The organism is Priestia sp. FSL W8-0001 (assembly GCF_038050335.1).
Taxonomy (GTDB): Bacteria; Bacillota; Bacilli; order Bacillales; family Bacillaceae_H; genus Priestia; species Priestia flexa.
The window spans coordinates 3,065,240-3,077,459 of record NZ_JBBPAL010000001.1; the positions used below are offsets into that span (position 1 = coordinate 3,065,240).

Below are 12,220 nucleotides of genomic sequence, written 5' to 3' on the forward strand. Positions count from 1 at the left end.
CTTATCGTGCTCCCGGATAAATGAAAAATAAGTTCTTTACCTTAGTGAAAAATCCCTCTTCTTTCTTTTGCTCATTATGAAAGTAAATCGGTATATTCCCTATTGACTCACCATCTTGTGTCACCTGTAACTCTCCTACAACGCTTGGAACAGGCTTTCCTTCTTTCCACTCTTTTTGGGGTTTAATTAAAATCGTTTTCAACTTAATGGTTTCTTGCTCATCTTTTGTTAATGGATATATAACATCTCTTTTAATTTCAAGCTTCTTTTTATAAAATGAATCTTCGATGCCTTTCAGCTCTCCTTTTGGAGCCAAGCTTGTCATTTTATAATTATCAAAAGCCTCTTCGTACATAGAAATGTGATCATTCCAATCGCTAGGTGCGTTAATTGTAACAGCAATTAAATCCATTCCATTTTTTGTGGCCGTCGTTACCAGCGTTCGCTTTGCTAACTTTGTATATCCCGTTTTACCACCTGTGCAATATGCATATAAGCTTGTCAGTAATTTATTTTTATTTTTCCACACGCGGTCCCACTTTTCTTCTGGATGAGCGGTTCTGTAAACTTTTGTTCCTGAAATTTCTCGAAACGTTTTATTATTCATTGCGTAGCGCATCAAGATCGCCATGTCATAGGCTGTTGAACGATGATTTTCATGATCATCTAGTCCATGAGGATTTTGAAATGTGGTATTAGTCATTCCAATTTCATTTGCTTTTTGATTCATTAAATAAACAAATCCCTCTTCGCTGCCCCCTACCATTTCAGCAATCGCTACAGCTGCATCGTTTCCAGATCTCATCATAAGTCCATATACCAAGTCTTTGAGCTTAATTTTTTCACCCTCAATTAAGTAAATGGATGACCCTTCTACTCCCACTGCTCGAGAGCTAACCGTTGTTGTTTGATCAATTTTGCCAGATTCAATCGCTAAAATAGCGGTCATAATTTTCGTAATGCTCGCTATGCGGCTAATCGCATCAGCATTTTTCTCATATAAAACTCTTCCAGACTTTTGTTCAATTAAAATTGCACTATGGGCGCTTACACCTGCTGCATATGTAGTAGGAGGTAAACTGCTTAGACCTAAAAATAAAATTATGAAACATATAATGCTTTGCTTTATTTTCCGCATGTCATCCCCGTCCCTTTATCTGTTTGTACAAGTTTATGCACTTGTTTTCATGTTATGAATTATTTACGTAAAGGCATCTTTCAACTTTTATCTTATTTGTAATTTTTTTCTTTTTTTATTCATAAAAAGAACACGATGTATGCTCATCGTGTTCTTTACCAAGTGAGTTATTCTGTTTCTTGAAACGTCCGAAAAAACAAATCTGCTTCCTGTTCAGCGCCTGCTTCATCTTCTGGAAGCGGTGGCAGTTCGCTCAAGTCTTTTAAGCCGAAATAAGCTAAGAATTCTTTTGTTGTTCCATATAGAATCGCTCGGCCTGCTCCTTCTGCGCGTCCTGCTTCTTTTAAAAGCGCTTTGCCAATCAGCGTTTGAAGCGGCCTTTCAGTTTTCACACCGCGAATTTCTTCAATTTCAGCTCGCGTAATCGGTTGACGATATGCTACAATTGCTAGCGTTTCAAGCGCAGCTTGAGATAGCGATTGTGCAGATGGTGCTTCAATTAATTTTTCCACATACGAAGCATATTCCTGCTTCGTTGCGAATTGAAACTGTCCAGCAATCTCTACTAGCTGAAGACCACGCTTCTCGTCTTCATACTCTTTCATCAGTTTATTTAACTCTATGCTCACTTCGTCTTTTGACACATCAAGAAGTTCTTGCAGCTGTTTAATCGATAGCCCCTCATCTCCCACAACGAATAGTAAACTCTCGATAGCCGCAGAAACATGTTGTTTACTCATCTTTCATCATTCCTTTCTTGATATGCAACGTATAGTTCATCTAAGTTATTGGACTGCTCTACGATGACTTCATTCTTTTTCATTAATTCTAAGATGGCTAAGAACGTTACCACAATATGATTGCGCTCAGGATAAGGAAAAAGCTTATAAAAACTTTGTTTGCCCTTTGTTTTTTGGAGTACCGATACAATTTCCGTCATTCTTTTTTCAATTGGAACGTCTTGACGGGCTACTCTTGCTTGCGCTGGCTTCTGTAACTGTTTTCGCTTCATCAACTTCTGTAAAGCACTCAGCATATCATAAAGCGAAACATCTAAATCTCCGCTATCTTGCTGCGGCGATTTTTCATCACTTATTTGCTGTAAGTTACTAGGGGCCTTTGCGTAAATATGGGTTTGTGTTTCTTCAAGCTTTTGAAGTTCAACGGCAGCTTCTTTAAATTTACGATATTCAATTAACTGCTGCATTAACTGTTCGCGAGGATCTTCTTCTATATCATCCATACTGTCATCTATATCGTCTTCATCATATGTTGGCAGTAACATTTTACTTTTAATTTGAATAAGCGTAGCAGCCATTACTAAATATTCGCTTGCCACATCTAGCTGAAGCTCGTTCATCGTATGTATATACATCATGTATTGTTCGGTAATCGTTGCTACTGGTATGTCATAAATATCAATTTCAAATCGGTTAATAAGATGCAATAAAAGGTCTAGCGGTCCTTCAAAAGCATCTACCTTCACACTATATTCCAATTCTATCCCACCAAAATTATCATTTAGTCATAAGTCGTACTATCATTAGTATAGAGGATTCTAGACACATGTCCAATATAATTTCTAGGAAAGATAGGTCATTCGCCCATACCAAACGTAAAAATGAACATATGATGTCAGGGTAATAGCATTTTGATAACTCGAAGGAGGAATTCTCATGACTCACAAGCATGATTATAACGGAGGATTTTCTTTAATTATTGTATTGTTTATTTTATTAGTAATTATCGGATGCGCTTGCTTACACTTTTAATAAAATGACCCAAATGTGTTCAGTTTAGCTGGACACTTTTTTATGTTACACTGGCATTAGGAGGTTACCAGTTATGTATCCAAAACCGTATATAGATTATCTTGTTTATTTTCATACAAACAGAGATTATTTCGAATGCCATGAAGTACTAGAAGAACATTGGAAAGTCGCTGATCCTAGGCATCGAAATGTTTTATGGGTTGGGCTCATTCAAGTTGCCGTTTCGCTGTATCATCATCGTCGAAGTAACTACGTAGGTGCTGAACGTACGATGAAAAAAGCAATTTCAATTCTTGATGCGCATCATCAAGAGCTATTTCAGATTGGTTTACAGCCAATCGATTTAATCAGCATACTCAACAAACATTTGCGCTTAATACAGGCTTCAAAACCGTATCAAAGCTTAAATATGCCAATTGTAGATGAACACCTTGTTCAGCAATGCCATGCACACCCTTTAGCTCAGACATTCGGATGGCTTACACCATCTAATTTGCAGGATGAACACCTTATTCACCGTCATAAGCTCCGTGATCGAACAGCTATCATTGCAGAGCGGGCAAAGAAATTACGAAAAAGCAGAGCTTCTCGTAGTTAAGACTACTGCAGCTCTGCTTTTTATTGTTCACTTTGACATTTTTCATAAAACGGTGCAATTAACTCACTAGGCTTAATTTGAGCATTAGAATACATCTGCTGAAGTGCTTTAATCATTTCTTTTCCGATCCCCTGCTGGCGATGAGATGGATTGACACTCACATGTTGAACCTCAACTAAATCTTGATCAATAATTGAAACTCCAACAATACCGATAAAGTCTTCTCCCTGTTTCCATAAATATAGCTGGCGATTTTCGTTTTGCTCATAATCTTTCATCGTTTGCTGAAGTTTTTTTAAATCCTTTTCAGTTGGCACAAACGACAGAAGACCCATAGCAATTTTTTCATGACTTCTTTTATAGCGAATAAGCATAAAATTCTCCCTCGTTCTCAAACTTTCCTACGATGTGTTCGTTAATTCTAATGCTTTTATCATACAAAATTTATGAAATAATAGCAACATCGCTGTAAATTCACATAAAAAGAGCGACATGTAAAGTTGATTTCACAACTTACAAGGCGCTCTATTATCACTCTTTTCAACCTAATGTTGAATTGTTACAGCATGAGAATATTACTCTTCCCACACCTTAACTTCTTTCATCACATCACCGTTACGCATCTTCAATACTGTATCTAACCCTTCTGTTACTTTACCAAACACAGTATGAACACCATTTAAGTGTGGCTGTGGCTCATGTACGATAAAGAATTGACTTCCGCCAGTATCTTTTCCTGCATGAGCCATTGATAATGAACCAGCTTCATGCTTATGAGGATTACCTTCTGTTTCACACTTAATTGTATACCCAGGACCGCCAGCTCCTGTGCCTGTAGGATCTCCACCTTGTGATACAAATCCAGGGATAACGCGGTGGAACGTTACGCCGTTATAAAAACCTTCAGCTGCTAATTTTTCAAAGTTTTCAACTGTTCCAGGCGCTTCATTTTCAAATAAATCAATTAGAATTTTTTCTCCATTTTCCATTAAAATGCTTGCTTTTTTCATGTATAAAACCTCCAAATTATGTATTTCAACACTTATGGTTGTACATAAGTAACTATGCACGCTTTAACAATGTTTCATCTTATTGTACTATAAGTGAATATCTAAATTCAATGAATCACTTTTCTTCAATCAATTAGCGAATTTTTCTTTTTTTGAAACTTTCTTGTTGTCTCTTCGTTTAATAAGTAGCGCGAGATGAAACTATCGCATTATCTAAAATCGTATTATAATAGGATATGGTTAAAGGAGGAAAAAATTATGAAGCCTTATATAAAAATAGCTTTGCTTACTATGAGCTTGATTTTGTTTTTAACAGCGCCAATAAAAAGTCTTGCAGACGCAGCTGTAGGTGACGTCATTGTTACTTTAGGAGAAGATTTAACAATTGCGCAAAAAGAAAAAGTATTAAAAGACCTTGAAGCACCAGATAATGCGCAAACCATTACTGTGTCTAACGCAGAAGAACATGAGTATTTAGGTGACTTTATTCCAAAAGCAACCATCGGCTCTAGAGCGATTTCATCTTCAAGCATTACGCTTACTGCAAAAGATTCAGGCTTAAGCGTAGCCACCCAAAACATTACATCCATTACGGATGATATGTACCTAAACGCGTTAATGACTGCAGGTGTAAAAGACGCTGATATTAAAATTACTGCACCTTTTGAAGTATCAGGTACTGCCGCATTAACCGGAATTATGAAAGCCTATGAAGTACAAACAAATAAAAAAATACCTGAAGAGGTTAAAAAAGCGGCCAACGAAGAGATGGTTCAAACAGCTGAACTTGGTGAAAAAGTAGGAAAAGAAAAAGCAGCTGAATTTATGGCAACAATAAAAGAAGAAATTGCCAAAGAAAATCCACAAACAAAAGATGATTTGCGTGCTTTAATCGAGCGTGTAGCCAATGATTTAGGCATTAGCCTAACAGACTCTGAGCTGAACACACTCGTTGACTTTTTCAATCGTTTAAAAGACTTAGATATTGATTGGAATCAAGTTAAAGATCAATTATCAGCTACTAAAGAGAAAGTCACAACATTTTTGCAGTCTGAAGAAGGACAGTCATTCCTTGATAAACTAAAAAACTTCTTTATTAGTATCATTGATGCTATTAAAGCTTTATTCTCATAAAAAAACGGTTGCCTCTAAGGCAACCGTTTTTTTACTTTTTTAACGCAACGTTATACTTTAAATCATTTTTAATAATATCTTCATATGTTTCACGTTGTACAACTAACTGAGCATCTCCATCTTCAACAAACACGACCGCTGGTTTAGGCAAACGGTTATACTGACTCGCCATTGAATAACCATATGCACCTGTACAGAACATCGCTAGAATATCACCTGGACGTGCTGTTGGCAACGACAAGTCCCACATTAGCATGTCTCCAGATTCACAGCATTTCCCAGCAATCGATACAAGTTCATCTTTCACATCATTCATTCGATTCGCAAGAGCAGCTTCATACTTTGCTTGATATAATGCAGGACGGATATTATCATTCATCCCCCCATCAATCGCAACATATTCACGAATATTCGGGACATGTTTGCGTGAACCAACAGAGTAAAGTGTTGTACCTGCATCTCCTACGAGTGAACGGCCAGGTTCAATCCAAATTTCAGGAATTGGAACATCTAGTTGAGCTGATTGCTTTTTAACTTCTTCAATAATCACTTCTACATATTCGGAAACAGGAATAGGCTGATCTTCCTCTGTGTAGCGAATTCCGAACCCTCCCCCAAGATTAAGTACTTCCGGTACATAGCCAATTGTTTCCTTCCACTCTTTCATTTTTGAAAAAAGCTTCTGAGTCGCCATGACAAATCCTGTTGTTTCAAAGATTTGTGAACCAATATGGCAGTGAATTCCTAACAGGTTAATTCCACTGGTTTCCATCACAGCTTTAATTGCTTCATCAGCCTGACCATTTTGCAAATCAAAACCAAACTTTGAATCTTCTTGTCCTGTGAGAATGTAGTCATGAGTATGAGCTTCAATACCTGGTGTTAAGCGCAATAATACAGGCATCGTTTTGCGATACTTTTCTGTTAGTTCTTGTAACAGCGCAATCTCATAAAAGTTATCTACAACAATGCACCCAATATCTTCTTTAATAGCCATCTCTAACTCAGCTCGGCTTTTATTGTTTCCATGAAAATGAATCCGTTCTTTAGGAAAATTAGCCGCCAGCGCCGTATAAAGCTCTCCTCCAGATACAACATCTAAGGACAGGCCTTCTTGGTCTACCACTTGTACCATCGCAACGGTCGAGAAGGCTTTACTTGCATATGCTACCTGTGCTTTTATATTGTGTTTTTCAAACGTTTCTTTAAATTCTCTAGCACGTTGACGAATTAAAGCGACATCATATACGTAAAGAGGCGTTCCAAACTCTTTACCAAGCTTAACCGCGTCTACACCACCGATTTCAAGATGACCTTGTTCATTAATGCGACTTGTACCATGTAAAAACATCCTTCTACCCCGTTCCTTTATATATTGTAAAAAAGACAGCTGACAGCATAAAGAGCTGCTAACTGTCTAAAAATTTATTATTTTACATAATTAAAACAAATCTATCACATTTTTTTACAGGTTTCAACTACATATTGCTAAATAAACAAGAGATGGCTACCAGATTTACGACTCTGCTGGCTGACGATCTTTATCTTGTGGGTGTACAATGCTAGGTCTGGATTTCGCAGACGGTACCGCTGGGCGAATAATAATCTGAAGCAGCGCGTTAGGATTAAATGGCATAAACGGCCATAGATAAGGCGTGTTCAACGACTTTAAGCTCACGAGATGGATTAAATACAGCGTAGACACAATAACAAATCCAGGCGTGTGAAAAGCAGCTACACCTATTAAGAGCATTAAACGAATCATTTTATTCGCAATGGCCAATTCATAACTTGGAGTAGCAAATGTACCAATTGCTGCTACCGCTACGTATAAGATTACCTCAGGTACAAAAAGTCCTACATCAATGGCAATCTGCCCAATGAGAGCAGCGGCGATTAAGCCCATGGCGGTAGCTAGAGCAGTTGGTGTATGAATGGCGGCCATCCTTAAGAATTCGACGCCTAAGTCAGCTAAGAAGATTTGAATAACAGTTGGAATATTCGTTTGCTCATTGGGTCCTATAAACTGAAGTGCCGGCGGCAAAAGCTGTGGTTCTAGAACAAATAATAGCCATAGTGGTAATAAAAATACAGATGCTAAAATCCCTAATAACCTTACCCACCTAATAAACGTCCCAACAGCAGGAGATTGCCTATATTCTTCTGCATGTTGTAAATGATGAAAAAACGTAGTTGGCGTAATAATGACACTTGGTGATGTATCTGTAATTAAAATAACGTGCCCTTCTAATAAATGCGTAGCAGCCGTATCTGGTCTTTCCGTATAGCGAACCATAGGAAACGGATTAAAACCTTGTTTGACCATATACTCTTCTAGCGATTTATCTGCCATCGGTAGACCGTCTACTTTGATAGAAGTAAGCTCTTTTTTTATAATTTCCACAAGTCCAGGATCTGCAATTTCATCTATGTACCCAATTGCTACGTCCAGTTTGGAACGTTCACCTACTTTAAAGATTTCAAAGCGTAGTCTTCCATCTCGAATTCGACGACGAGTTAGTGCTGTATTGATAATAATATTTTCTGTATATCCATCGCGCGCACCGCGAATAACTTTTTCTGTATCTGGTTCTTCTGGCGAACGCCCTGGATACATCCTTACATCAACTTCAAAGCCTACTTCTTCTCCATCAATAAGTACAAAAATGAGACCTGATAAAATGGTATCCATTCCTTCATCCAGTGTTCTTAGAGGCTTAACCTGTTGATGAATTAAACGGTTTTCAATAATATCTTTTAATTTTGCCTGCTCAACTTCATTATCATTAATTTGAACAAGTACTTTGGTAATTTCAATGATAAATGCACTATCACATAGGCCTGTTACGTAGTATACATGCACTTCTCGACCTAGGATAAGAAGTTTACGAACACCTACATCAAAGCTTGTAATCATACTAGCGTTTTCTTTGTACCATTCATCATTTTGTTGAATCTTTGGGAAAATCTTTGTTTTATTTTCCACTTTGTTGCTCACGGAAGCCACTCCTTTCTAAAATCAGTTGTACAGCTTGCTCTGTAATTGGACAACCAGCTTTTACATCATCCATGCGTGCCATTTTACCAATGTCTCCAATTCCGACAACCAGCGGAACATCGAGCTCATCTAAACAGTACACCGTGTCACCATTTATTCGCCCAACCTCCAACTCTTGAATACCACTTTTATCCACACCATAATGCGTTAGTTCACCAAAGCGATCGATTGTAACATCTACTTTGGACCATTCACTTTGATGGGTTCTAGAAGCTACCGCAATAACACCTAATACATCCATTTGTTTATTTGTCGCTACATACCTAAGCGCTTGTTCTCCAGCACCTTCGCCAACAAAGCCGCTGTCATCGAACATAACAAATACAGGATCATACGGTGCTTCTAAAATCATGCCAACAATTTCTTTACCCGTTAGAGTCGTTGGATTTCCGTAGGACTTTGAAATACATCTGCCGCCCACTTTTTTCGCAATGTACTCAATGTTTTTTCGTGCGTATTCATCTCCATCTGTAATTAAAATAACTTGCCTTTTTTTCATATCACACCTCTTATCCTTTTGGTTTAAAGATTAGCGCGATGATAAAAGCAAATAAAATAGCTGCTGAAATACCTGCCGACGTTAGCTCAAACATACCGATACCAATTCCAATAAACCCATGTTCATCTGCTTGATGCATAGCTCCGTGTAATAGCGAGTGTCCAAAGCTTGTAATTGGAACTGTGGCGCCTGCTCCAGCAAATTCGATAAATTTATCATAAATCCCAAATCCATCTAAGATTGCTCCAATTACTACAAAGGAACTCATAACGTGAGCAGGGGTAAGCTTGGCAAAATCAAGCAACAGCTGACCGATTACACAGATTGCTCCTCCTACCACAAAAGCAATAACATAATCCACAATTATCCCTCCTCAACATGTTCCATTACAACACCGTGTGCAATGGTTGGTATTGATTCTTTTTGCTGCGTCATCGTTGGGCTAAGCAGTGCTCCCGTTGCAACAACAAAGATTCGTTTTAAGTTTCCTGACTTTAATTCATTAAGCAGATGTCCATATGTGACAACAGCAGAGCAACCGCATCCACTTCCACCAGCAAATACGTTTTGGTTCGGACGATAAACCATCAAGCCGCAATCATTATGATTCTCTGAAACGTCATACCCTTCATCTTTTAATAACTGTTTCAAAATTGGGCTACCGACGCCTGATAAATCTCCAGTAACGATCAAATCGTAGTGATCCGGAGAAATCTGTAAATCTTCAAAATGTTTTTGAATCGTATCCGCAGCCGCTGGAGCCATAGCTGAACCCATATCAAAAGGGTTTTTAATTCCATAATCCATTACTCGTCCTACAGTAGCAGACGTCAAGCGAACAGGACTCTTTTGTCTAGAAACAAGTGCACTTCCTGCTCCCGTAATTGTTGCAGTTGCAGTGTCTGGTTTTTGCCCTCCGTATTCAGTCGGGTACCGAAACTGCCTCTCTGCCGTTGCATTATGGCTGCTGGCAGACGCTATAATACGGTTGGCGAACCCTGCATCTACAAGCGCAGCTCCCGTTGCTAACGTTTCCATTGAAGTAGAGCAAGCTCCAAACATACAAAGAAAAGGAATTTGGTGATCTCTTGCGACAAAATTGGCCGTTACGTTTTGATTTAAAAGATCACCAGCTAAAAATAAATCTACGTCTTCATACGATAAATTCATCTTCCCCAAACATGAGTCGATGGATTCGCGCATAAGCTTACGCTCAGCTAACTCCCAATTTGCTTCTTCACAGTGCAGATCTTTATGCGTGATATCAAAGGTACTTCCTAATGGACCGTCAGCTTCTTTGGGTCCAACAGCTGTACCAGCTGCGTTAATATAAACAAGATTTTCATATACCCATGTTTGTTTTCCAGCCTTTCTCATTTACTTTCTCTCCTTTATCTAAAAAAATGTTTTAAATATATATCGAATCATTCCGACGATATAAGCAGCCACAACACCAAAAACGATGACGTTTCCAGCTAGCTTAAACATATTTGTTGCAACTCCTAAAACAAGCCCTTCACTTCTATGTTCTAGGGCTGCACTTGTCATTGAATTCGCAAACCCAGTAATCGGTACGGCAGATCCGGCACCTGCAAATTGACCGATTCGATCGTATACACCGATACCTGTTAAGATTGCTGAAATTAAAACAAGCGTTGCGGCTGTTGGATTTCCTGCTGTTTTTGTCGTGAAATCAAAAAATGTGATATAAAAGTTTTGTATAGCTTGCCCAAACCCACATATCAACCCTCCAACGATAAAAGCTTTGAGACAATTCAACACATAAGGAGGCTTTGGTTGAAATGATTTTATATTCTCTTGATAGTTATCTTTTAGCTTTTGATTACCTGCCACTTAGTATCCACTCCTTTTTATTGATTAACAAAATAAACCCAGTGAAAAAGCGATCCAAAAACCTTCCCCAGTACAATGGCCATTAGTAATAGAATAAGCTTTCCATCCATTCCTATTCTTTTTGTTAAGATAGGCAATACATTCAGCATCTCAGTTAGAGCAGCTGCTAGCATGCCAAAGAAAATTCCACTCGCTAACCCGATAATGCCAATAAACAGTGAAGGAACGCTCCATGTATACTGATGTAAACTACACCAACCACCAGCTACTGCTCCCCCAACAACAGCCCACTCATAAAATTGAATATATTTCATTGTTTTCGTAAGCTGCATCAACCTTGGAATAATGCCTAGCACTGTTAAAAAAGCCACAAATCCTCCACCTACAGCTAGCCCACTAGCAAACCCTACAATTATCGTAAATACGATGTTAGCGATCATCTAAATTCTTCATACTTTCTTTGTTCTCATGCATAATGACATACTGATCTAAATCCTGTTGATAATTGAACATTTCAACTTCTAAAGGGCTAGGTTCTTCATTAATTCGCTTGCGAAACACGTGGTTAAAAAAGAGAATCATGCCTAAACCAAGGCCAAATGAATAGGGGATTTGAATGACTAAAGGCTGCTTATCCTTTATTCCTGTGAGCATATAAAACAGTTTTTGATGCACTTGCTGCATGCTAACATCTTCATGAAAATTCATGACGGCCATGGCCGCACCAATAAACAATAGAAACCAGACAGCTATAAATGCGATAAAAGACGATTGTTTTTTTTTATAAACAACTTCAACAATCGTTTGAGCAGGACCAATTGTTTGAACATCAAGGTGAGGACAAGCCTTCTTTATTAATGCAATTACTTTCATTAAATCAATGATGGTAATGTTACGATCACTCTTTTTCACCTTATACACGCTGAGCTGAGCAAGTTCTTTCTCAATTGATTCTTCACTTATCAAGAGAGCTAGCTGTCCAAGGTTGACCACTGCATTTGGTTCGACCTGCACACGATGTCTCATTTTGATATATAAAGTATTATCCATTTACATCACACCTACAATTCGTTATCCTCCTTGTACGTGTAGTATGTATTCACTTAAATTTTCTAATTCAAAGTTTCACAACAGACCATTAATTACCAAAAAAAAGA

At 38.2% G+C, this 12,220-nt stretch carries 16 protein-coding genes; 3 read left to right on the plus strand and 13 right to left on the minus strand.

Annotation, left to right across the window (positions count from 1 at the left end; genetic code table 11):
- Nucleotide 1: 1 nt before the first annotated feature.
- The 3 genes from MKZ18_RS16215 to MKZ18_RS16225 all read right to left on the minus strand — a co-directional run bounded on the left by MKZ18_RS16215 (nt 2) and on the right by MKZ18_RS16225 (nt 2,636).
- Nucleotides 2-1,138: a D-alanyl-D-alanine carboxypeptidase family protein gene (locus MKZ18_RS16215; protein ID WP_061784725.1), complete on the minus strand. Its 1,137-nt coding sequence runs from the start codon at nt 1,136-1,138 to the stop codon at nt 2-4.
- A 167-nt stretch (nt 1,139-1,305) separates the two neighbouring features.
- Entirely contained in the window at nt 1,306-1,878 is a 573-nt protein-coding gene (gene scpB / locus MKZ18_RS16220) for an SMC-Scp complex subunit ScpB (RefSeq protein WP_061784726.1), read from the minus strand.
- Nucleotides 1,875-2,636 (minus strand): segregation/condensation protein A, encoded by a 762-nt coding sequence (locus MKZ18_RS16225; RefSeq protein ID WP_082802678.1) that lies wholly within the window; start codon nt 2,634-2,636, stop codon nt 1,875-1,877. Before MKZ18_RS16225 ends, scpB begins: the two co-directional genes overlap by 4 nt.
- Before the next feature lie 178 nt (nt 2,637-2,814).
- On the opposite strand from MKZ18_RS16225, the gene MKZ18_RS16230 reads away from it, so the two are divergent.
- Nucleotides 2,815-2,910: a YjcZ family sporulation protein gene (locus MKZ18_RS16230; protein ID WP_076512182.1), complete on the plus strand. Its 96-nt coding sequence runs from the start codon at nt 2,815-2,817 to the stop codon at nt 2,908-2,910.
- Between the two features lie 73 nt (nt 2,911-2,983).
- Complete coding sequence (locus MKZ18_RS16235) at nt 2,984-3,508, plus strand: DUF309 domain-containing protein (RefSeq protein ID WP_025908339.1); 525 nt, start codon at nt 2,984-2,986, stop codon at nt 3,506-3,508.
- A gap of 20 nt (nt 3,509-3,528) precedes the next feature.
- On the opposite strand, the gene MKZ18_RS16240 is transcribed toward MKZ18_RS16235, so the two are convergent.
- A complete protein-coding gene (locus MKZ18_RS16240; RefSeq protein WP_025908338.1) occupies nt 3,529-3,882 on the minus strand; it encodes a GNAT family N-acetyltransferase in 354 nt (117 codons plus the stop codon).
- Between the two features lie 201 nt (nt 3,883-4,083).
- Complete coding sequence (locus tag MKZ18_RS16245) at nt 4,084-4,518, minus strand: peptidylprolyl isomerase (protein WP_025908337.1); 435 nt, start codon at nt 4,516-4,518, stop codon at nt 4,084-4,086.
- 270 nt (nt 4,519-4,788) lie between these two features.
- Here MKZ18_RS16245 and MKZ18_RS16250 point away from each other — a divergent pair, with 270 nt between their 5' ends.
- A complete protein-coding gene (locus MKZ18_RS16250) occupies nt 4,789-5,652 on the plus strand; it encodes a DUF1002 domain-containing protein (RefSeq protein WP_373688723.1) in 864 nt (287 codons plus the stop codon).
- 31 nt (nt 5,653-5,683) lie between these two features.
- On the opposite strand, the gene lysA is transcribed toward MKZ18_RS16250, so the two are convergent.
- The 8 genes from lysA to MKZ18_RS16290 all read right to left on the minus strand — a co-directional run bounded on the left by lysA (nt 5,684) and on the right by MKZ18_RS16290 (nt 12,113).
- Nucleotides 5,684-7,003, minus strand: a complete 1,320-nt coding sequence (lysA, locus tag MKZ18_RS16255; RefSeq protein ID WP_144593746.1) for a diaminopimelate decarboxylase — start codon at nt 7,001-7,003, stop codon at nt 5,684-5,686.
- A gap of 165 nt (nt 7,004-7,168) precedes the next feature.
- Entirely contained in the window at nt 7,169-8,620 is a 1,452-nt protein-coding gene (locus tag MKZ18_RS16260) for a spore germination protein (RefSeq protein ID WP_374700358.1), read from the minus strand.
- Nucleotides 8,621-8,627: 7 nt separating this feature from the next.
- Complete coding sequence (locus tag MKZ18_RS16265; RefSeq protein WP_076512181.1) at nt 8,628-9,209, minus strand: stage V sporulation protein AE; 582 nt, start codon at nt 9,207-9,209, stop codon at nt 8,628-8,630.
- A 10-nt stretch (nt 9,210-9,219) separates the two neighbouring features.
- Nucleotides 9,220-9,570 carry a stage V sporulation protein AE gene (gene spoVAE / locus MKZ18_RS16270; RefSeq protein ID WP_025909085.1) on the minus strand — a complete coding sequence of 117 codons (351 nt, stop codon included), beginning with the start codon at nt 9,568-9,570 and terminating at the stop codon, nt 9,220-9,222.
- A 2-nt stretch (nt 9,571-9,572) separates the two neighbouring features.
- Complete coding sequence (gene spoVAD, locus MKZ18_RS16275) at nt 9,573-10,586, minus strand: stage V sporulation protein AD (RefSeq protein WP_025909086.1); 1,014 nt, start codon at nt 10,584-10,586, stop codon at nt 9,573-9,575.
- A gap of 18 nt (nt 10,587-10,604) precedes the next feature.
- A complete protein-coding gene (gene spoVAC / locus MKZ18_RS16280) occupies nt 10,605-11,063 on the minus strand; it encodes a stage V sporulation protein AC (RefSeq protein ID WP_061784730.1) in 459 nt (152 codons plus the stop codon).
- A 17-nt stretch (nt 11,064-11,080) separates the two neighbouring features.
- Nucleotides 11,081-11,503 carry a stage V sporulation protein AB gene (locus MKZ18_RS16285; protein WP_025909088.1) on the minus strand — a complete coding sequence of 141 codons (423 nt, stop codon included), beginning with the start codon at nt 11,501-11,503 and terminating at the stop codon, nt 11,081-11,083.
- Nucleotides 11,493-12,113 (minus strand): stage V sporulation protein AA, encoded by a 621-nt coding sequence (locus MKZ18_RS16290; RefSeq protein WP_144593747.1) that lies wholly within the window; start codon nt 12,111-12,113, stop codon nt 11,493-11,495. The genes MKZ18_RS16285 and MKZ18_RS16290 overlap by 11 nt, the downstream gene beginning before the upstream one ends.
- Nucleotides 12,114-12,220: the final 107 nt, after the last annotated feature.